The sequence below is a fragment of the Lutibacter sp. A80 genome, assembly GCF_022429645.1.
Taxonomy (GTDB): domain Bacteria; phylum Bacteroidota; class Bacteroidia; order Flavobacteriales; family Flavobacteriaceae; genus Lutibacter.
Genome location: NZ_CP092480.1, coordinates 1,466,048 through 1,490,211 on the forward strand (window position 1 = coordinate 1,466,048; position 24,164 = coordinate 1,490,211).

The window sequence follows — 24,164 nt, forward strand, 5'->3', positions numbered from 1 at the left end:
TTAAAAATTCCTACCATCGCAGGAAAAACAAATCAAACTTATTTTTTAATCAAACTTATTGCAAAACCTCCACCAGCAGCAAGTTTTAATGTTTCCTTTGATTGATTATTTATCTCAATTTTTCTAATGTTTAAATCGGTTGGATTGTCATTCCAATGTGCATTTTTTCCATCTTCATAAACTGTTGCTTCATAGATTCCTTCATCTAAAAAACTAAAATCAATTGTCATTTCTCTAGAGTTTTCATCTGTAATTCCACCAACAAACCAATTTTCTGAAGTACGTTCTTTACGTGCAATAGTAACAAAATCTCCTACTTCACCATTTAACACTTTTGTTTCTTGCCAATCTACACCAACATCTTTAATAAACTGTAATGCAGGATTTCCTTCATAATTTTCAATTAAATCTGCTGCCATTTGCACAGGACTATATATTACTACATACAATGCTAATTGTTGCGCTATAGTTGTATTTACTTGATTTTCTTTTTTCCATGCATCAAATTTAATATCAAAAATACCTGGTGTATAATCAATTGGTCCTGCCAACATTCTTGTAAAAGCTACAATTGGCAAATGTTCTGGGGGATTTCCACCGTCGCTTGCCCAAGCATTAAATTCTTGTCCTCTTAAACCTTCTCTAGAAATGGTGTTAGGATATGTTCTGCGTAAACCTGTAGCCTTAATTGGCTCGTGAGCATTAATTGCTACTTGATATTTAGCTGCTTTTATAATTGCATTATTATATTGATTTACCATATATTGACCGTGATGAAACTCTCCTTTTGGTAATATTTTACCAACATAACCTGTTTTTACAGTATGAATTCCTAAACTTTGCATTAAAGCATAGGCCGTATCTTGTTGTTTTTCATAAGTTTCTGTTGCTGCTGAAGTTTCGTGATGCATTACAATTTCTACACCTTTTTCCTTTCCGTAACGTACAACTTCTTGTAAATCATAATCTGTATAAGGTGTTACAAAATCAAATACGCCTTCCCTATCTTCAAAACCTATCCAATGCTCCCAACCTGTATTCCAACCTTCCACTAATACAGCTCCAATATTATTTTTTGCTGAAAAATCTATAAAAGCTTTTGCGTTTTCTGTAGTTGCTCCATGTTTCCCTGAAGCCATATCCCAACTCGATTTCCCTAAGTGCATTTCCCACCATATACCGGTGTATTTTGTTGGTTTAAACCACGAAACATCACCTAATTTATTAGGTTCGTTTAAATTTAAAATTAAATTAGAAGCTATTAAATCTTTTGCTTCTTCAGCAATTTGAATAGTTCTCCAAGGCGTATTAAAAGGTACTTTTTGTTTTACTTTATAAGAAGTATTTTCTGAACCAACCAATACACTTTTCATTGTAAAATTTGCAGGATCTACCTCTAATGTCATACCCGAATAATCTACCAAACTAGCTTCGTGAAAACTTAAATGCAATCCACTTTCAGTTTTCATAGTTACTGGTGTATTTACAGCATTGTTAGGAATGGCTGTTTGTGCTAAGTTTTCGTGATTAGCAAATTGTTTCGCATCTATTTCAGAAAATTTTGTAGTGTTATATAAATGCTCGTAAATATCCCAATCTCCAGGTATCCACCAAACTTTATGATCTCCTGTTAGTTTAAATTCTGTATTTTCTTCAGTTATTAAAACTTCAGATAGATATTCTTGTTTAGGGAACTCGTATCTAAATCCAATTCCATCATTATAAACCCTAAAAACTATATTTAATTTTCTTTTTAATTTTGAAGATTCTTGTAATTCAACTTTTAGCTCATTATAATTATTAAGAACATTTAATTGTTCTCCCCAAGGCATTTTCCAAGTCTCATTAAAACTAGAGCTTGTTGTATTTATAATTTCAAAGTTATCTTTTAAAGCCATTTCTCTTGCAAAATTAAACCCTAAAGTTGATGTGTTTATTACGTCTGTATTTTTATACATAACTTTGTAAGTTGGTGCTCCTGTTGAAGATATTTCAAAATTAACTTGTACATTTTCATTTGGAGAAACAACGGTAGTTATCTCTTTTTTTGAACACGAAAAAAAAGTGATACTCAACAGCACAATGGCAAATTTTATATATTTCATATTATTTAATTTATAATTAAAACAAACTAAAGACTTTAAACATTTTATAATTGATAAAATTTATTTTTTTTCTAATAATGCTATTGTAAATTCTGAATTTAACTTCACATTTCCATTTTTAACAACTACTTCTTTTCCCGAATACGCATCTTTTAAAACAGTTCCTTCTGAAAATAAAGTACCAATATGTACTATTTTTTCACCTGCATTTAAATCTAATCCCACAATTACAGAGTCGTTAAAATTTTCTTTTGAAAAAGTACGTTGAAAAACATAAGGCTCTTTTGAAATCATTTTATGAATTCCTGCTCCAACACTTGGATGTTTCGCTCTAAATTTCCCTAGTTTTTGCCAATGAGTTAAAATCTCTTGAGTTTTTGCATCATTTCCAATAGCATCCCAATTCATTAAAGAACGTAAGTTTGCATCTCCATTTGCTCCTTCAACAACTAATTCTCTTGCGGATTCATCTCCATAGTATATTTGTGAAGAACCTGGACATAATAATAATTTAGTTGCAGATTCAAAAGGTTTTGTACGTTCCTTATCAAATGGCTGTCCATCGTCGTGAGAACTCACATAATTTAAAATTCCAAAACCATCTAATTCATTATTTAGAATACTATCATATCTAGAAAATAGTTCTTCATAAGTGTTTTGAGCGGCATTCCATTTGAATTCGAAATTAATTTGGCTGGTAAATTTATCATCAAAATAATTGACTTTTTTATCTCCAAAATCAAAATATTTACCACCTGAAATTCCATAATTATAAATTTCACCTACTAAATAAAAATCATTATCATCTAGTACTTTTTCAGGATTATTCACCTTAAATTCAGCAAAAGCAGCATCGCAAACAGATTTAAAATCTTGCCAAACACCTTCTTCTGTATGCTTTACAGTATCTGCTCTATAACCATCAATCCCAAACTCGGTAATATAGTCTGAAAGCCATTTCATAATATAATATTTTGGCGCTCTCGGATATCCTGTTTTAGCAAAAAATGCATCTAATTCTTTTACTTCTTGCTCGTATCTTCCTTCAGCTTTCCATTTTTCAACCAATTGTTTTGGCAATTCTACACTTTCTGTACTTTCTGTTCTAATGTCTGGTAAATTTTTAACCAAAGTACAACTAACTGTAGATTCGTAATCTTGATAACTACATTGTGGCTCCGTTCTTACCCAATTTTCAGGAAAAACTGTATCAACTTCAGTAACTGGCCCTGTATGATTTATAACTGCATCCAACACAATTCGAATACCATTTTTATGTGCAATTGCAACCAACTTTTTTAGATCTTCTTTAGTTCCAAAATTAGGATCTAGAGCTGTCCAGTCGCTAGTCCAATAACCATGAAATCCATACGAAAGTCCTGTTCCTTCATCTACAGCTCCGTGAATTTGTTCTACAATTGGCGTCATCCAAATAGCATTAACTCCTAAATTATTAAAATAACCTTCTTCAATTTTTGCTATTACTCCTTTTATATCTCCACCTTTAAAACCACGTAATTTTGCGGCTTTTTCGGTTCTTTCAAAATTAATATCGTTTGAAGGATCTCCATTGTTAAAACGATCTGTTAACATAAAATAGATATTCGCATTTTCCCAAATAAAAGGAATTGCTGCTTCTGAAACTTTTACGGCAGAATCTGTTTTTTCTTTACAACTAAATAATGTAATACATACGATTAAAAGAAAACTATATTTTTTCATCTTTAAAATTTTATTGTCACTTCAAATTCTTTTGAAGTATTCCACGTTATTGGAATAGTTACTGTATTATTTTTTGAATTATAACCCCCATTTTTTATATGCTCTTTGTTTAACTTCACTTTTTTAGGAAATTTAGTAACGTTATGGATAATTAAATTTATGTTTTTTATTGAAGTTTGAAATTCACTTCCTGTTTTTGCTTCAAAATCTATGTTAAACCAACGTTTTTCTTGTTCCGCTTCAAACGTTAAAATTTCATACATTCCTTTTTCAAAAGCATCTTTTGTAGCTCCATCATCATTGTATAAATCATATTCAGTTTTACGAACGCTTTCATCATAATAAAAATGTAAATCAAACGTATTTAAATTGTAATTTGAAGTATTTTGTATTGGTTCAATCATTGGAATAAAAGCACCTCCACGAATATATGTTGGAATACTTTCTGCTTCTAACTGAACCTGTTTTGTTTGACCTCCTTCAATTTTTTCATCTGTATAAAAGTCAAACCAATTAGAACCTTTTGGAAACACTACTTCTTGTACTTTAATTTCTGGAGAAATAACTGGACTCACTAAAAATGAATCTCCCCACAAATATGTTTTATCAATCTCAATTAAACTGTTATCTTCAAAAAATAATGGACGCATTAATAAACTTCCATTTATACTATTTTCAAAAGCTAAGTTGTAATTATAAGGCAATAAACTATAACGTAATTCAATAGCTTTTTTTGCCAATGCTTTTGTTTTTGATTCTCTAAATACAGGCTCTGAAGGAACTTCTTCTTGGGCATGTGGACGATAAATTGGTTGAAAAACACCATATTGCAACCAACGCGCATACAATTCATCATCTAAATTATCTCCTGCAAATCCTCCTAAATCTGAATGCATATAAGCTAAACCTTGCATTCCCATTTGCAATGAAATTTCCATTTGCGATTTTAAGCCTCCCCAGGTTCTATTTACATCGCCAGACCAAGGAATCATCCCATAATGTTGTGAACCAGAATAACCTGCACGCATTAAAATAAACGGACGCTCATTAGGAAATTCATTTTCATACCCTTTAGCTATTAACTTAGCCCACTCATGTCCATAAATATTATGCACCTCATCTGCTGTTCCTGTGTGGTGTAATAAATCTGATGGATGCACCTCTGGCTCACCTAAATCGCCCCACCAACCAGCTACTCCATAACTTTTTAAATTTTTATAAATATTCCAAAACCATTGATTTCCTTCTGGATTAAAAATATCTATAATTCCGGTATTTCCAAAGTAAAAATCGTACGTATAAGGTTTTCCTTCGCTATTTTTACCTAAAATTCCTGCTTCAACAGCTTCGTTCCAACGATTAGAAGTTGTTAATACAAAAGGCTCTGAAATTAGAATGGTTTTAACACCTTTTTTCTTTAAATCGGAAATCATTTTTTTAGGATTAGGAAACGAATCTCTATCAAATTTTAAGTTCCCCATAGTTCCTTTCATTTCTTTACCAAACCAAAATAAATCTAAAATAACTGCATCAACTGGTATTTCTTCATTTAAAAACTTATCGATAGTTGCAACAGTTTCCTTCTGCGAATGGTATCCAAATCTACTTGAAAAATTCCCTAAAGCCCAACGTGGAATTAAAGGTTGAAATCCTGTTAAAGCAGTGTAATTTTCAACAACTTCTTCCCAATTATCACCTGCTATAATTTGGTATGTTTTACGTCCGGAAATAGTTTCATAAGCAAGTGTGTTTGTTTTTTTACTATCCAAATCTAAATAGCCAATTGGAGCATTATCAAAATGAATGGCATACATTTTTGAAGAATATACAACTGGAATGGTAAAATTCATTAATTCAGAATTTGTTTCGTAACCGTAATGCGCTCTATTGTATAACTGTAAGCGATTACCTCTACGATTCATTCCTAAAACACGAGCGCCTCCTCCCATTAAAATCTCGTCTTCTGTTAAATTAAAATCTAGCACTTCAAATTCTTCATTTTTAGAATAGCCATTTTTTTCTGAAGTTAATAAATTACCTTCGTAATAATATGAAACTTGAAATGGTACGTGTGAAATTTTTACTGAAATATCCAGCATTTTAATCTCCGTTAAGTTAGCCGTTTCAATTATTTCCATTTCAACAGCTTTAGTTTTTAAAACTACAGCGTGCGAATTTGAGTTGAATATTTCACCTTTTGGAATAAATGAAGTCTCTATTATTTCGTTCCCATAAGGCTGAAATCTGTAAAGCCCATCATTTGTTTTAACTTCAACATAATTTTTATGTTTTGTAATGCCTTCAAATTTTCTAGTTGAGTTTTGGGAAAAACCAATAAAATTAATGCAGAAAATTAATAGAAGTAATTTTATTTTTTTCATTTAAATATTTTTTTACTCTTTTAAAATAAATTAAGGATAACCAGCTAACTCACCTTATAATTAAAACAATTGGCTTTATTTCTTTTATATTTTTGTTGTTAAAATAGTAATGCCTTTTGAATTTAATTTTAAAGAAGTATTCCAAATAAATTCTTTTTTAGAAATTATATTTTTCACCTTTTTTCCTTGTAAACCAATTTCTTCAAATTTATTTAAATCCAGTTCTATAGTTTTTTCGTTTTTATTTAAAATCACGGCAACTACCTCATCACCTAATAATCTAAACAACACGTAAACACCGTTATCTGGTGCAAAATGCACCGTTTTTCCTGAATGAATTGCTTCACTATTTTTACGATAATTTAAGACTTTTTTTAAATACAATTGCATTTCTTGCTGTTTTTCTGACAAGCCTTTTCCTGTAAATGCATTTATTTTATCAGTGTGCCAACCTCCTGGAAAATCGGATCTAATTAAACCGTGATCACCGGGTTTTGCCGTATCGTTTAACAACACTTCAGTACCGTAATATATTTGAGCAATTCTAGGTAGAGCCAAAATATAGCCCAATGCCATTTTTGTATTTACAAAATCTTCATTTAGCTGTGTAAAAATGCGACTCATATCATGATTGTCTGGAAAAATCATAATTTTACTAGGGTTTGCATACGAAAAATCGTTTGCTAAACCTTCATACATTTTTACAAAACCTGTATCCCAACTTTCCGCTTCATTTAAAGCATTTACTATAGCATGTTGCATTGGAAAATCCATTGTTGAAGTTAAATTACTTTGGTAACCATCTTTATTTAGTTGTCCTTTTTGCCAATAGCCAATCAATAATGGATTTAAACTCCACTCCTCGCCTACAATACTAAAATTAGGGTACTCATTCATAATTGCACCTGCCCAATTACTCATAAAATCTTTATCTGGATAAGGATATGTATCTTGACGAATTCCGCCTAAATCTAACATTTCAACCCACCAAATACTATTTTGAATTAAATAATTTGCAACCAAAGGATTTTTCTGATTTAAATCTGGCATGGCAGAAACAAACCAACCTTCATTCATTAAATTTTTATCTTTCTCTGAGGCGTAATTATCTTGATTTACAGTTCTTCTATGATTTGTAATTACTAGTTCTCCGTTTAAAAATTCTTCTTGATAATTAATCCATTCTTTAGATGGTAAATCGTGCATCCACCAATGCTCAATACCAATATGGTTTGCCACTTGATCCATTACAAATTTTAATCCTTTTGCTTTAGATTTTGTAGCCAATTCAATATACTCATCCATTGTTCCAAAACGAGGATCTGGATTATAAAAATCTGTAATTGCATATCCGTGATATGAACTCTCTTCCATATCGTTTTCTAAAACAGGAGTTGCCCAAATTGCTGTAAACCCCATATCAGAAATATAATCTAAATGCGCTGTAATTCCTTTTATATCGCCACCATGACGTGCATAGTCATCCTTTCTGTCAATTTTAGTTTCACGCATTCCTTCAACAATATCGTTTAGTGGATCTGCATTTGCAAAACGATCAGGTGTAATTAAATAAATAGCATCTGAACTGTCGAAACCCTTTCTAAGTTTCGAATCTTTTTTTCGCTCTTTTAGTTCGTAATCAACACTAAAATTATTGTCTTTTCCTTTTTTACTGAAATCTATTTTAAAAAAACCAATAAGAGCTTTTGAAACATCAACAGTTAAAAAAACATAGTTTTTATTATCCGTTTTTTTTATTTCTTTCAAATTAACAAACTCACTACTAATTGAAGGAGTATATGTTGCTATTTCGTCTCCATAAACTAATAATTCAACTTTATTATGCTGCATACCAACCCACCAATTTGGCGGTTCAACTCTCTTCACTTTTTGGGCAAATACATTTAAACTAGCCATAAACAATAGTATAAATAAGTAGTTAATTTTCATCTATATTTTTTTTAATAAACTCAAATATTATTACTGCATAAACAGAAATATATTTTTAAAGACACAAAACCTAACAGGTTTTTTAAAACCTGTTAGACTTACAATAAGTATTAAAACCTATTTTGATAACCCAATTGTTATCGCTCTAATTTCACTATTTATAGATTCCTTACTACTCACTACTCAGGAATAACAATAAACAATTATTTATACAACAACAATTTTATTTGAAGGAATTGAAATTTCTTTGCCATTAACTAACATCGTAATTTCATTAGCAGATTCATTTAAAAATTTACATTCCTTTTGACTTTTATAAACTTTAATAATATTTCCTCTAAAATTAATAGTAAACGAGTACGATTTCCATTCTGCTGGTATTTGAGGATTAAATGCTAAAACGCCATCTTCCCAAATACGCATACCTCCAAAACCTTGTACAACAGACATCCAAGTTCCGGCCATACTTGTAATATGACACCCTTCGTGAACTTCGTGATTGTAATCGTCTAAATCTAAACGTGCTGTACGTAAATACTGTTCGTATGCTTTAGGCATTCTATCTATTGAAGCTGCTAAAATTGAATGTACGCAAGGAGATAATGATGATTCGTGTACGGTTAATGGTTCGTAAAAGTCGAAATGTTTTTCTAATTCTTTGGCACTAAATTTATTTTCAAAAAAGTAAAAACATTGTAAAACATCGGCTTGCTTTATATAACAAGAACGCAATATTCTATCCCAAGACCATTTTTGGTTGATTGGTCTTTCTGTTTTAGGTAAATCTTTTACAGGTATAATTTCTTTATCTAAAAAACCGTCTTGCTGAAGATAAATTTGTTTTTCTTCATCAAAAGGAAAATACATATTATCAGATACTTGTAACCACTCTGAAGTTTCTTGAGCAGTTAAATTAGTTTTTGCAATAATACGTTCAAAATCGTTTGTATATTCTTTTTTTACTCTATTTAAACTATCAACAGTGTATTCTATACACCATTTTGCTAAATAATTGGTGTAAAAATTATTATTGATGTTATTTTCGTATTCATTTGGACCTGTTACTCCTAAAATTACATATTTGTTTTTAGCTTTAGAAAAATTAGCTCTTTGATGCCAAAAACGCGCAATAGCAATCATAACTTCCAATCCATTTTTTGGAATATATTCAAAGTCTTGGGTGTAATTTACATAGTTATAAATTCCATAAACCATAGCTCCATTTCTATGAATTTCTTCAAAAGTAATTTCCCATTCGTTATGACATTCTTCACCGTTCATAGTTACCATTGGATACAATGCTGCTCCGTTTTTAAAGCCTAGTTTTTCAGCATTTTCAATAGCTTTATCTAGCTGATTGTAACGGTATAACAATAAGTTTTTAGCAACTTTATCATCTTTTGTAGCCATATAAAAAGGAATACAATATGCTTCTGTATCCCAATACGTACTTCCACCATATTTTTCTCCAGTAAATCCTTTAGGACCAATATTTAAACGTGCATCTGTACCCAAATAAGTTTGGTTTAATTGAAAAATATTAAAACGAATTCCTTGTTGAGCTTTAACATCTCCTTCGATAACAATATCAGCTGTTTTCCAAATATTAGCCCAAGCTTTAATTTGTGTATCTAAAAGTGCTTGAAAACCTAATTCACAGGCATTTTGAACATTTGAAAGTGAAGCTGTATTTAATGTTTCATTTTTATAATTTAAAGAACTTACATAACTACCAAATTTATAAATTGTAGCTACATCTCCTTCTTTTACATTTATTTTATAAATATAAGTTAGCTTTTTTTCTTCAACTTTAGTTTCTTGAGGAATTGAAATTTCTTCATTATTAAGAGCCAATGCTATTTGCATAGCCGTACTAACATGAAACTCTGTTTTTAATGTTTTTGAAAGAATACAACCACTATTTTCACCTTCAACAATTTCTAAAATTTCCCAAAAGAATTCATCATAATTAGAATCTTCATTCTCAATACCTGCGTCTATATAAGGCGCGTAGGTAATTTCACCTGAAAAATTAAGTGCTTTTATGTGGTATTCAATAGCTCCTGTTTCATTAAAATCTATACTAACAAAACGTTTTGCGGTAACTTCAATTTGTTCTCCTGTGTTTAATTCAGCTTTAAAAGAACGACCTAACCAACCTTCTTTCATATTTAACTCTCGCTTAAAGTTGGAAACTTTACAGGTATTTAAATCAAACTTTGTTCCGTTGATTGTTATATGAATTCCGATCCAATTTGGTGCATTTAAAACTTTTGCAAAATACTCTGGATAACCATTTTTCCACCACCCTACACGAGTTTTATCTGGATAATAAATTCCGCCAATATAACTTCCTTGAAAAGTGCTACCCGAATAGTCTTCTTCGAAATTTGCACGTTGTCCCATGGATCCGTTTCCAATACTAAACAAACTTTCAGAAGCTTCAACATTTTCAGCATTAAATCCTTCTTCTAAAATTGACCACTCGTTTGGTATAATATAGTTTTTGTTCATAATCTTAATTCAATATTTTTTGTAAAAATTTAGGGGTAAATTCGGATGTATTTGCTAACACATAATTTGCATCACCTAATAATTTTGCGTCCCCAATTCCTATACTCGTCATATTTGCTGTATTAGCAGCTTCAACACCAGCAATGGCATCTTCAACAACTATACAATTTTCTGGTTTCATTTGTAATTTTTGAGCACCAATTAAAAATACTTCAGGGTCTGGTTTTGCTTTAGAAACGTCGTTACCGTCTACAAGAGCCGTAAATCTATCTAAAAGTCCAACTTTTTCTAGAATTAATGGCGCATTTTTACTAGCAGATCCCAATGCATATTTTATATTATTTTGATCTAAAAAATCTAGTAAATCATTAATTCCTGGTAATATTTCATCAGCAGTCATTTGATTTACATACCCTAAATACTCGGTATTTTTTTTGATTAAATATTCTTGCTTTTGGCTTTCAGACAATTCAACATTCCCTATTCCTAATAATATTTCTAACGAACGTACACGGCTTACACCTTTTAATAATTCATTATTTTGTTTTGTAAATTCAAAACCCAGCTCGTTTGCTAAATTTCTCCAGGCTAAAAAGTGATACTTAGCAGTATCTACAATTACACCATCTAAATCGAATATAAAAGCGATTTCTTTTTTCATTTTAAAATTTTATTTTTCAATTAATACTGAATCATCAACATCTTTAACTCTTACTACTAACGCAGCTGCAATTAATAGTGAAACACCACTAACCACAAGGGCATATATAGGATTGTCGTTATATAAATATTTAACCATTGGTCCACCAACTACGGCGTTTAATATTTGCGGTAACACAATAAAAAAGTTAAAAATCCCCATATAAACACCCATTTTTTTTGCAGGAATAGAGCCTGCTAAAATTGCATATGGCATTGCTAAAATACTTGCCCAAGCAATTCCAATTCCAAACATAGAAAGGATTAGCCAGTTTTCGTTTGGCATAAAATAAATAGAAATTAATCCTAATCCTCCAAAAATTAATGAAATTGCATGTGTTAATTTTCTACCATTTTTTTTGGCAATGGCAGGTAAGAAGAATGCATAAACTGCGGAAACAGCATTATAAACTCCAAATAAAACACCTACCCAATCTCCTGCATTTTGATATTCAGTTCCGTGATCTTCTAATCCTAAACCATAAATATGATGTGCAATTGCTGGTGTAGAAAACACCCACAAACCAAACAAACCAAACCAAGAGAAAAATTGAACGGAGCTCAATTGTTTCATTGTCAGAGGCATTTTCTTAAAATCTGAAAATATATCTAACAAACTAGACTCTTCTTCAACAACCGCTTCTTCTGATTCAAATTGCGCCATTTCTTCAGGAGAATACTCTTTTGTTGTAAATACTGTTATTAAAATACTTACTACTAAAACAGATGCTCCTATAATAAACGACAATAATAAATTTAATGGAACTTCGCCTGAAACGGTTTCATTTAACACTCCAAACCAATGCGTTAAAACATATGGCAACCAAGAACCTATTACGGCTCCAACACCAATTAATATAGTTTGAACACTAAAACCAAGTGTTCTTTGATCTGAAGGTAATATATCAGCTACCAAAGCTCTAAAAGGTTCCATAGCAACATTAAACGAAGCATCCATAATCATAAGCATTCCTGCTCCAACCCATAATGCTGGCATAAATTGAGTAAACATTCCTGCATTAGGCATTAAAATTAATCCCGCAGCAGCAAGTAAAGCTCCTATTAAAAAGTATGGCCTACGCCTTCCTAACTTGGTCCAAGTTTTATCACTATAATGACCAATAATTGGCTGTACAATTAATCCAGTTAAAGGTGCTACTACCCAAAACCAAGAAAGTTCGTGAACATCGGCCCCAAAAATTTGTAATATTCTACTGGCATTCGCATTTTGCAAAGCAAAACCCATTTGAATTCCTAAGAATCCAAAACTCATGTTCCAGATATCTAAGAAACTTAGTTTCCGTTTTTCCATGTTTATAAATTTAAAACTAAAATACTAGTCAAAGCTAAAAAAAGCTTTGATTGTTTGTGTGAAGTGAAAATAAATTTTTAGTACTGTAAAATTGCTTTTACATAACAAATATATAAATTAAATTTTCAGAAATTCAAATTTACCCAGGTTTTGGGCTTAAAAAAGGTGTTTTTTCTTACTCGAACGTTTGCGTAAATAATATATTAATTAGCTATAAAAGTTGATTTGCGGATTTTAATTCCAGTAGAAATCACTTCTTTTTGAAACTCTTTAGGCCCAATATGCTCAATTCTATTTATAAGTAGTTCAGCTGCTTGTTGTCCCATTAAATAACCGTGTTGCGTAATTGCTGTTAATGGCGGAGATGTAAATTTAGAAACTAAACCACTTGTAAAGCCTAAAACAGCAATATCTTCTGGTATCTTATACCCTTTTTCAATAGCTAATTTCATAGCAATAGCTGCATATATTTCGTTTACCGCTAAAATTGCATCTGGTACTTCTTCTAATGTAAATATTTTTTCAATCTGATCGTATAAATTTTGGGTATCATTAATTTTAAAAACATAGTCTTCATCTACATCTAACCCTGCATTTAGCATTGCTTTTCTATAACCAACTTTTCTTAAAGCCCCAACTGTTACATAATCTTCTGTTGTTAACAAGGCAATTCTTTTAGAACCTATATCTAATAGGTGATTTGCAGCTTTAAAACCTCCTCCAATATCATCAATAATAACTTTATCGCACTTTAAACTATCAATCACTCTATCAAATAAAACCAAAGGAAAACCATCTTTCAATAACATTTCAAAATGATTATAATCTTCTTTTTTTTGAGTTTCACGAGCAATAGATACTATTACACCATCAACACTTCCATTGGTTAAAACACTTATATTAGAAACTTCTTTTTCAAAAGATTCGTTTGACAAGCACACCATTACATTATACCCTCTTTTATTAGCGTGTTCTTGAATTCCATCAATAACTGTTGAAAAAAAATGATGTACTATTTCTGGAATAACCACACCTATAACAGATGTTTTTTGTGCTCTTAACTGAAGCGCTAGACTGTTTGGCTTATAATTATAATAATCTGCATAAGCTTTAATTTTTTCACGAAGTTCCTCACTAATTTCATTACTGTTTTTTAAAGCTTTAGAAACCGTAGAAATTGACACATCAAACTCTTTTGCTATTTTTTTTAAAGTTATTTTTTGCTTCATTAAAAAATGTTTTTTTAAACAGTTGTTACTGGTAAGTATTTCTACAAATATAATTTTTAAAAAGTGTAGTACAAACTATATGCTTAAAATCATGTAAATATTAATTAAACTTTTATTAATAAGATTAAAAAGTCTCTATTCTAAAATTTACTCTAACGTTAGAGTTGTAAAGTTATTAACACGAAAACGTTATAGTAACTCTATTTCAAACGTTTTCGCTGTTAATTAATTGTTAAGTACGTAAATTTGCATAGTGAAATGTTAATCGATTTTTAGTACAATTTATTAAACAAAACATAATTATTAATTAATTTAAATTAGATGAAAAATTTTAAATTTTTTTTGTTTAGTGTCATACTTCTTTTTCCTGCACTAATAGTTGCACAGCAAACTATTACAGGGAATGTAACTGAAGCAAAAGGTAATTCTCCGTTACCAGGTGTTGGCATTATAATTAAAGGAACAGTAAAAGGAGCTGCAACAGATTTTGACGGAAACTATACATTAGAAAACGTTAAATCTGGAGACGTATTAGTGTTTTCCTATATAGGATTTAATACTCAAGAAATAACTGTAGGAAACAATACAACAATTAATGTTGCTATGGTTGAAAATTCTCAAACTTTAGACGAAGTAGTTGTTATTGGTTATGGAAGTGTAAAAAAAGAAGATTTAACCGGGTCGGCAGATTTAGTTACTACAGAAGATTTTAATCAAGGTCCTGTAGTATCTGCTCAACAACTTATTAGTGGTAAGGTTGCAGGTGTATCTGTAACTTCTGGTAGTGGTGCCCCTGGTGAAGGTCAGAATATTGTAATTAGAGGTCTTGGTTCATTATCTTTAACAAGTTCTCCACTTATTGTTGTTGATGGAATTCCATTAAATGATGGTGGTGTTGGAGGTTCTCGTAACCCTTTAAACTTAATTAACCCTAATGATATTGAAAGTATGGTTGTATTAAAAGATGCATCTGCTACTGCAATATATGGTTCTAGAGCAGCCAATGGGGTAATTATGATTACAACTAAAAAAGGTAAAGACAACGAGTTTAAATATAATATAACCTCTTCTACTACCTTATATAAATCTATAGACCAAGTAGATGTTTTATCTTCTAATGAATTTACTAACCTAATAAATAATATTGGAGATGCTGCTGCAATTTCAAGATTAGGTACTGCTAATACAAATTGGCAAGATGAAATTTATGAAGATGCTGTTGGTTCTGACCATACATTTAGTGCGCTTGGTAGCTTAAAAGGTGTTCCAATGAGAGCTTCTGTAGGTTATTCTGATCACGATGGTATTTTAAAAACAGACAACTTTAAAAGAACTACAGGTTCTGTAAGTTTTAAACCTAGTTTTTTAGATGACCATTTAACTGTAGAATTAAACGGTCGTGGTATGTACACAGAAAACATCTTTGCTAATAGAGATGCTATTGGAGGTGCTACTGCTTTTGACCCAACACAATCAATTTACGATGCTAATTCTCAATACGATGGTTACTTTGCTTGGCTAGATGCTAATACTGGAACTCAAATGAATTTAGCTCCAACAAACCCAGTTGCTCTATTAAATTTAAAAGAAGACTCTGCGGAAGTTAGACGTTTAATTGCAAACGCTAAAGTTGATTATAAATTACATTTTTTACCAGACTTAACTGCAACAGTGAACGTTGGTATAGACAAATCTAATAGTCACGGAAGAACATTAACTTCTCAATATATGCCTATTTCTGAACCTAATTATAATGGTGCAAGAACTACATATAGACAAGAAGCTACAAATAAATTATTTGATGCTTACGTAACTTATGTAAAAGAAATTAATGAAGTTCATAATTTAAATTTTGTTCTTGGACATTCATACCAATCTTTTGAGTTTGATAATTATAACTATGATAGTGAAGATGAAGAAGATGGAAATACTTACGAATTTATTGATAAATCTAAAAATACACTTTTATCATATTTTGGAAGATTTAACTATGGATATGATGGTAAATATTTAGTAACAGCTACTTTAAGAGCCGATGCTTCTTCTAAATTAAACCCAGACGACAGATGGGGATATTTCCCTTCTGTAGCAGTAGCTTGGAATATGCATAAAGAAAGTTTTATGGAAGATGGTCTCTTTGATGAATTAAAAATTCGTGCTGGTTATGGTCAAGTTGGTAACGTAAACGGATTAAATCCTTACCAATTCTTAACAAGATATACCGGAAGTCAATCTACAGCAAATTACCAATTTGGTACTGGATTTACACAAACATACAGACCAGAGCCAATAAATGAAGATTTACGCTGGGAAGTTGGTAAAACATTAAATGTTGGTCTAGATTATGCTTTACTTGATAGAAGAATTTCAGGTTCTGTTAATGCATATGTTAAAGAAACAAACGATTTAATTGCAAGTACATTTATAGATCCTTTTACAAACTTTGGAAATAGAATTGACGCCAACATTGGTGATATGGAAAATAAAGGTATTGAATTTGCTATTAATGTAATTCCTGTTAAAACTGATGATATGGAATGGTCTATCGGTTATAATATTGCTTTTAATGAAAACACGGTAACTAATTTACCTGACCAACAATATGTTGGTGGAATTTCTGGAGGTGTTGGTAATAACATTCAAACACATATTGAAGGAGAATCTCCTTACAGTTTCTTAGTATACCAACAAGTATATAATAGCGAAGGTGATCCAATTGAAGGTGTTTATGTAGACAGAAATAATGATAATATTATTAATGATGATGATAAATACATTTATAAAAATCCTTATGCTGATGTTATAATGGGATTAAATTCTAATTTCAACTATAAAAATTTCGATCTATCTATAGTAACAAGAGCAAATTTTGGAAACTACTCTTATAATAATGTAGCTTCAAGTACAGGCTATTTAAGAAGAGCTACTGAAAACGGTATTTTAACAAACCTACACTCCAGCTCTTTAACAAATGGATTTATTGAAACTACTGAAACTAACTTGCTTAGTGATCACTTTATCCAAGAATCATCATTCTTTAAAATAGACAATATAACTTTAGGATATGCAATTCCTAATGTATTTGAAGATATTTCATTAAGAATCTACGGTTCAATGCAAAATGTATTAACTGTTACTGATTATGAAGGTTTAGACCCTGAAATTTCAGGTGGAATTGACAATAATTTTTATCCTAGACCACAATCTTTTGTGTTAGGTGTTAATATTGATTTTTAAAAAAAAAGAAAAATGAAAAACATATTAAATAAACTCATTTTTATTGTAGCTATCACTTTCTCTATGACTGCTTGTCATGACGATTTAGATCAAGCACCAATTGATCCAGATAGTTTTACTGAAAAAGACGTATTTGCAAACGCAAATGAAGCAAAAAAAGCATTGGCAAAAGTATATGCAAGTTTTGCATTAACTGGTCAAGAAGGTCCTTCTGGACAACCTGATATTGCAGATATTGATGAAGGATTTTCACAATATACTAGAATGCTTTTTAACTTAAACGAACTAACAACAGACCACGCTGTAGTTGGTTGGGGTGACCCTGGTTTACCTGACTTACACGGTTTGTATTGGTCTAGTAGTAACGATTTTACTGAAGCATTATACAGTAGATTAGCTCAAGGTGTTTCTTTTAGTAACTCTTTTATTAAAATAGCATCTGACTTAACTGAAGATGAAGTTCAATATTATATTGCTGAAGCACGTTTTTTAAGAGCTTTTGCTTATTATAATTTAATGGACCTTTACGGAAACATTCCTTTAACTACCGAAATTTCTACAGAGTTACCAACACAAAGTAATAGAACTGAAATTTTCGCATTTGTAGAATCTGAATTGTTAGAAATTCAAGAACTTTTAAAAGAAAGTGGAACAAATGAATATGGTCGTGTAGATCGTGTTGCTGCTTGGGCTTTATTATCTAAACTATATCTAAATGCTGAAGTTTGGACAGGAGACGCTAAATACAGTGAATGTGTTACTTATTCTGAAAAGGTAATAAACTCTAGCTACTCTATCAATACAAACGATGCAAACGGAAATGGCTCTGCATATGATGAATTATTTTTAGCTGACAATGATGTTAATGGAGCTCAAAACGAATTTATATTCACAGCAAATTTTGATGGCTTACAATCTCAAACCTATGGTGGTTCAACATTTTTAATTCATGCTGCTATTGGTGGAACAATGGATGCAACAAAATTTGGAGTAAATGGAGGCTGGGGTGGTCTTAGAACTACCAAAGCCTTAGTAAATAAATTTAAAGCAGATGTAACTGCCTTAAATAATGCTCTAGGCTCAACATCTGATTGGGGATTAGTTGGTGACGCAACAGCTAACTCTTGGGATGGTCCAGATATGGAGATGTATGAAACAAGCACTAATAAATATGAACTTTATGCTGATTTAAATGCAGGTGAAATGAAGTTTAGATTTAATGAAGATTGGGGTGTGAATTTCGGTGATACCGATGCTGATGGTACATTAGAAACTGATGGAACTAATATTGCTATTACAAATCCTGGAACCTACTATATCCTTTTAGATTTAAATACAAACACCTACTCTATTGAACCTTATCAAGGAGACAGAAGAGCAATGTTCCATTCAGATGGTCAAAATTTAGAAATTGAAAGTATCCCTACTTTTGAAGATGGATATGCTGTAACTAAATTTAAAAATATTGATTCTAATGGAAATCAAGGTAGTGATGCTGGAGGAGATTTTACTGACACAGATTTACCTTTAATTCGTTTAGCTGAAATTTATTTAAACTATGCAGAAGCTACACTTAGAGGTGGTGGAGGCGATTTAAGCTACGCAACTTCAAAAATTAACGAATTGAGAACTAGAGCATACGGAAATACTTCTGGTAATGTAAATACTAGCGATATAGACTTAGACTTTGTATTAGACGAAAGATCTAGAGAGCTATACTGGGAAGGCCAAAGACGTACTGACTTAGTTCGTTACAACTACTTTACAACTGATAGCTATTTATGGCCTTTTAAAGGTAATGAAGCAGTTGGAATTTCTGTTGGTTCACACAGAAACCTATTCCCTTTACCTGTTAACGTATTATCTACTAATCCTAACCTTACTCAAAATCAAGGTTACTAATATTTGAATAAAATGAAAAAATTAATTAGAAATTCTATCTTTTTACTAAGCTTTCTATTCATATTAGGAGCTTGTGATGATAGAGAATTTATAGAATTAGCTGAAGAAGCAAATACAACTGTTAGTGTTTCTACATCAACTGTAGTATTAACAGAAGACCTAGCCACAAACGAAATATTAACTGTTTCGTGGACTAATCCAAATTATGGTTACAGTGCTGCACCATCTTACAAGTTATTAATAGACCTAGAAGGTGGAGATTTTACTGAAGCTCAAATTGTTACAGCAGGAACTGACTTAAGCAAAGTATTTACAGCTCAAGAATTAAATAGTAAGATGCTTTCATTAGGTCTAGCTCCTAATGAAGTTACTGCTATAGATTTTAAAGTTCAAATTACTTTAAGTGATGCTCAAATAATGTATTCAGAGCCTGTAACTATTAATGTTACTCCTTACTCTTCATTACTAGATTTATCATCTGCTTGGGGATTGGTAGGAAGTGCTACTCCTGGAGCCTGGGGTAACGAGTTTATTCTTGATATTCCTTTTTACCAAACCACAACTCCTGGAGTTTATGTTTCTTATGCAACTCTTAAAGATGGAGAAATTAAAATCCGTAAAGATAATGATTGGGCAGTAAACTATGGTGATACTGGTATGGATGGTATTTTAGAAGAAGGCGGAGATAATATTCCTGTTGATGCTGGAAGCTATAAAATAATATTTAATGAAAATGATGCAACTTGGAGTATAGAACCATTTACTTGGGGATTAGTTGGAGATGCAACTCCTAACGGATGGGATGGTCCAGATTTTAAATTAGATTACAATCCTTATCAAGACAATTGGAAAACTGTTGTAACTTTAGCTGATGGAGAATTTAAATTTAGATTTAATAACGACTGGGGATTAAATTATGGAGATTCTGGACTTGATGGTTCAATGGAAGTTGGAGGAGATAACATTCCTATAACAGCTGGTAATTACTTGGTTACTTTCAATCTAAATACCTTAGAATACACACTTGAACAAATAGATGTTTGGGGCTTAGTAGGTAGTGCAACTCCTAATGGATGGGATGGACCAGATACTAAATTTATTCCAGATTTTGGAATTAACGAAGGTGTTTACTATATTAATGGCATAACCCTAATAGATGGTGAAATAAAAATTCGTCAAAACGATGCTTGGGGTGCTGATTTTGGTGATACTGGAAATGACGGTACTTTAGAAGCTGGTGGAGATAATATTCCTGTAACAGCTGGTACTTATAACATTGTATTCGATTCAGTAGCTCAAACTATTGCAATGTATGCGTGGCCAGAATAATTAATATTATAATGTAAAATAATTAAAAACTGCATAAAAATTAATCATCTTTATGCAGTTTTTCTCATTTAATAAATATGAAAAAAGCACTATTTCTTTTATTTTTAATACTTTCAACAGTAACTTTTTCTCAGGTAACCACTGTGCCTACATTACCGACTAACTCTGGAGAAATTACTATAAAATTTGACGCAACTGGTACTGGTTTAGATGGTTATACTGGAGATATTTATGCACATACAGGTGTGACTGTAAATGGAGAACAATGGCAAAATGTTATTGAATCTTGGGGAGACAATACCACACAACCAAAATTAACGCATATTAGTGGAAACAACTATGAATTATTAATTACACCAGATGTACATGGTTTCTACAATGTTCCAACTTCAGAAAAAATTACAGAATTATGTTTTGTATTTCGTTCAGCAGATGGAAATACAAAAAATGGAGAAGATATTTTTATCTCCTTATATGAACAAGGTGACTTAAACATCACTTTTACAGAACCTACAAACACAAGTGCTTACAACTTAAATTCAACAATAAATATAACTGCAGAAGCTTCTTTAGATGCAGATTTAGAACTTTTTGTAAATGGAGTTTCACAAAAAACAATATCAAACAGTAAAAACATAACAACTCCTTTTACCCTTTCTAATACAGGAACTTACACTATTAAAGCTACTGCAACTTCTGGCAGCGAAACTTCAGAAACTGAAATTTCTATTTATGTAAAAACTCCTACACAAAACCAAACTATGCCTTTGGGTGTTAAAAATGGTTTTAATAATAATGGAGATGGTACTGCTACTTTTGTACTTTTAGCTCCTAATAAAAATGATGTTATATTAATAGGTGATTTTAACAATTGGACTATTAATGAAGATTATCAACTATATAAAGACGGTGAATACTTTTGGATTACATTAAATAACTTAGATGCTGATACAGAATATGCATATCAATATTTAATCGATTACGAAACTAAAGTTGCCGATCCTTATTCAGAAAAAATACTAGATCCTTGGACAGATCAATATATAAATGAAGGAAATTATCCGAATTTAAAAGAATATCCAACAAATTTAACCGAAGGTTATGTTTCAACTTTTAAAATAAATGAACAAACATACAATTGGCAAGTTGAAAATTTTACAAGACCAAATAAAGACAATTTAATTATTTACGAATTACATGTGCGTGATTTTGTAGAAACAGATTCTTATACCGAAGTTCTCTCTAAGCTTGATTATTTAGAAGAATTAGGTATAAATGCCATTGAATTAATGCCCGTTAACGAATTTGAAGGAGCAGATAGTTGGGGATACAACCCTGCATTATACTTTGCTTTAGATAAAGCTTATGGAACTAAAAATGCATTTAAAACTTTGGTTGATGAATGCCATAAAAGAGGTATTGCTGTTTTAGCCGATGTTGTTTTTAATCATTCTTACGGACAATCTCCTTTAGTTCAAATGTATTGGGATTCTGTAAATAATAAACCTGCTGCAGATAACCCTTGGTACAATCAAGATCATAATTTCGTCGATAATACTAGCGCACATTGGGGGTACGATTTTAATCATGAATCTAGTTATACAACTTCATTTTTTAATGATGTATTAGAATATTGGATGACTGAATATAAAATTGATGGATTTCGCTTCGATTTCACAAAAGGATTTTCCAACACACAATGGACTGGTTCAGATAACTGGGCGAGCACTCACGATGCAGATAGAATTCGAATTTTAAAAAACTATGCTGATAAAGTTTGGAACCACGCCCCTACCAATAAACCCTACGTAATTTTTGAACATTTATCGGATAACCCAGAAGAAAAAGAACTTGCAGACTATGGAATTATGCTTTGGGGAAATATGAATCACACATATAACCAAAATACTATGGGGTATAATTCTGAAACAGACATTTCTTGGATTTCATATAAAGAACGTGGATGGAATACACCAAATATAGTTGGTTATATGGAAAGTCATGATGAAGAACGTTTAATGTATAAAAACCTTGAATATGGAAACTCTAACGATGATTATTCAGTAAAAAATCTAAATACAGCTTTAGCAAGAGAAGAACTTGCTGGTATGTTTTTATTTACAATTCCTGGTCCAAAAATGATTTGGCAATTTGGTGAACTTGGTTACGATTATAGCATAGATTACAATGATAGAGTTGGAAGAAAGCCAATAAAATGGGAATATAAAGATGATCCCATTAGAAACCATATTTACACAACTTGGTCTACAATGATTGCTTTTAAAACAAAATACCCTGAAGTATTTAACACAACAGACTTTACATTAAACGTGAGTGGTTTAACAAAAAATATTGTCTTAAAAAACAATTCTTTTGATGTAGTTATTGTTGGTAATTTCGACATCACTAGTAAATCTATTACCGCCAATTTTACAAAAACAGGAACTTGGTACGAATACTTTACCGGTGAAGAAAATAACCTTTCAACCACAACACAATCTATCACCTTAAAGCCGGGAGAATATAAATTATATACTTCTAAAAAAATATTAGACCCACGCGGTGGAACTGCTGCAGACGATAGCGATAACGACGGTGTACCAGACACAGAAGATTTATGCCCAAATACACCAATAGGACAAGAAGTAAATGAAACTGGCTGTGCTACTTTTAATTTAGCTGCCAATAACTTTACTATTGAAACTACTGGAGAAACTTGTCCAGGTAAAAATAACGGACAAATAAGTATTACTGCTGTAGCTGATTATAATTATTCAGTCATTATAAATGAAGAAAATTATAATTTTACAAATAGCACACCACTATTGGTTGAAAATTTAGCACCTGGCGCCTATAACTTTTGTATTGAAATTGATGGAGAAACATACCAACAATGCTATGAAGTTTCCATTGAACAAGGAACTACAGTCTCAGGAAAAACAAGTATGAGCTCTAAAACAGCATCTATACAAATTTCAGATGGAACAGCTCCTTTTAATATTTATGTAAATGATCAATTAGTTTTAAATACCTATGCTCCAGAATTCACAATTTCAACCAAACATGGAGATGTTGTAGCTGTAAAAACTGCAGTCCCATGCGAAGGTACTTATACTAAGCAAATTAATTTATTTGAAGATATTATTGCCTATCCAAATCCAACTCAAGGTTCTTTTGAAATAGCATTGCCAACTACTGAAACAGCAGTAACTATTGATATTTACAATATGCAATCGCAATTAATTTCATCTAAAACCTACCCTGTTTTATACGGTAAGGTACAACTTAACTTAGAAAATAATCCAACAGGAATATATTTAGCTAAAATACATTTAAAAGAAGCTATACTTCTAAAAATAGCAAAAGAATAAACTTTGAATAGCACCCTAAAACAAGGTGTTTTTATTAAGTAAAAAACATAAAAAAATCCTACTATTACTAGTAGGATTTTTTTTGGTGGGCAATGAGGGATTCGAACCCCCGACCCCCTCGGTGTAAACGAGGTGCTCTGAACCAACTGAGCTAATTGCCCTAAGCGGATGCAAATATATAATCTATTTTTAACTTGACAAAGGTTTTAATCAAAATAAAATAAAAAATCCTACTATTTCTAGTAGGATTTACTTTGGTGGGCAATGAGGGATTCGAACCCCCGACCCCCTCGGTGTAAACGAGGTGCTCTGAACCAACTGAGCTAATTGCCCTAAGCGGATGCAAATATATAATCTATTTTTAATTTGCCAAAGGTTTTTGCTATAAAAATGACATATAATTGATTATTTTT

Annotated in this window: 12 protein-coding genes and 2 tRNA genes; 4 read left to right on the plus strand and 10 right to left on the minus strand. The window is 31.3% G+C overall.

The window, feature by feature from the left end:
- Positions 1-38: 38 nt before the first annotated feature.
- The 8 genes from MHL31_RS06360 to MHL31_RS06395 form a co-directional block, all read right to left on the minus strand.
- The gene (locus MHL31_RS06360) at positions 39-2,105 is read right to left on the minus strand and encodes a glycoside hydrolase family 97 protein (protein ID WP_240228251.1); all 2,067 of its coding nucleotides are present in this window, start codon (positions 2,103-2,105) and stop codon (positions 39-41) included.
- Positions 2,106-2,165: 60 nt separating this feature from the next.
- A complete protein-coding gene (locus MHL31_RS06365; RefSeq protein ID WP_240228252.1) occupies positions 2,166-3,827 on the minus strand; it encodes an alpha-amylase family glycosyl hydrolase in 1,662 nt (553 codons plus the stop codon).
- Positions 3,828-3,829: 2 nt separating this feature from the next.
- Entirely contained in the window at positions 3,830-6,208 is a 2,379-nt protein-coding gene (locus MHL31_RS06370; RefSeq protein ID WP_240228253.1) for a TIM-barrel domain-containing protein, read from the minus strand.
- Positions 6,209-6,292: 84 nt separating this feature from the next.
- Positions 6,293-8,158 (minus strand): glycoside hydrolase family 13 protein, encoded by a 1,866-nt coding sequence (locus MHL31_RS06375; protein ID WP_240228254.1) that lies wholly within the window; start codon positions 8,156-8,158, stop codon positions 6,293-6,295.
- Positions 8,159-8,365: 207 nt separating this feature from the next.
- Entirely contained in the window at positions 8,366-10,672 is a 2,307-nt protein-coding gene (locus MHL31_RS06380) for a glycoside hydrolase family 65 protein (RefSeq protein ID WP_240228255.1), read from the minus strand.
- Between the two features lie 4 nt (positions 10,673-10,676).
- A complete protein-coding gene (gene pgmB / locus MHL31_RS06385; protein WP_240228256.1) occupies positions 10,677-11,333 on the minus strand; it encodes a beta-phosphoglucomutase in 657 nt (218 codons plus the stop codon).
- 9 nt (positions 11,334-11,342) lie between these two features.
- Positions 11,343-12,683 carry an MFS transporter gene (locus tag MHL31_RS06390; RefSeq protein ID WP_240228257.1) on the minus strand — a complete coding sequence of 447 codons (1,341 nt, stop codon included), beginning with the start codon at positions 12,681-12,683 and terminating at the stop codon, positions 11,343-11,345.
- 203 nt (positions 12,684-12,886) lie between these two features.
- Complete coding sequence (locus MHL31_RS06395; RefSeq protein WP_240228259.1) at positions 12,887-13,912, minus strand: LacI family DNA-binding transcriptional regulator; 1,026 nt, start codon at positions 13,910-13,912, stop codon at positions 12,887-12,889.
- 321 nt (positions 13,913-14,233) lie between these two features.
- On the opposite strand from MHL31_RS06395, the gene MHL31_RS06400 reads away from it, so the two are divergent.
- From MHL31_RS06400 to MHL31_RS06415, 4 genes are all read left to right on the plus strand, one after another.
- Positions 14,234-17,149 carry a SusC/RagA family TonB-linked outer membrane protein gene (locus tag MHL31_RS06400; RefSeq protein ID WP_240228261.1) on the plus strand — a complete coding sequence of 972 codons (2,916 nt, stop codon included), beginning with the start codon at positions 14,234-14,236 and terminating at the stop codon, positions 17,147-17,149.
- Positions 17,150-17,161: 12 nt separating this feature from the next.
- Positions 17,162-19,051 carry a RagB/SusD family nutrient uptake outer membrane protein gene (locus MHL31_RS06405; RefSeq protein ID WP_240228262.1) on the plus strand — a complete coding sequence of 630 codons (1,890 nt, stop codon included), beginning with the start codon at positions 17,162-17,164 and terminating at the stop codon, positions 19,049-19,051.
- Between the two features lie 12 nt (positions 19,052-19,063).
- Positions 19,064-20,380, plus strand: a complete 1,317-nt coding sequence (locus MHL31_RS06410; protein WP_240228263.1) for a SusE domain-containing protein — start codon at positions 19,064-19,066, stop codon at positions 20,378-20,380.
- A 77-nt stretch (positions 20,381-20,457) separates the two neighbouring features.
- Positions 20,458-23,751 (plus strand): alpha-amylase family glycosyl hydrolase, encoded by a 3,294-nt coding sequence (locus tag MHL31_RS06415; RefSeq protein WP_240228264.1) that lies wholly within the window; start codon positions 20,458-20,460, stop codon positions 23,749-23,751.
- Positions 23,752-23,834: 83 nt separating this feature from the next.
- On the opposite strand, the gene MHL31_RS06420 is transcribed toward MHL31_RS06415, so the two are convergent.
- Both MHL31_RS06420 and MHL31_RS06425 read right to left on the minus strand, forming a co-directional pair.
- A tRNA-Val gene (locus MHL31_RS06420) sits at positions 23,835-23,912 on the minus strand.
- 94 nt (positions 23,913-24,006) lie between these two features.
- Positions 24,007-24,084 (minus strand) — tRNA-Val (locus tag MHL31_RS06425).
- Positions 24,085-24,164 lie beyond the last annotated feature (80 nt).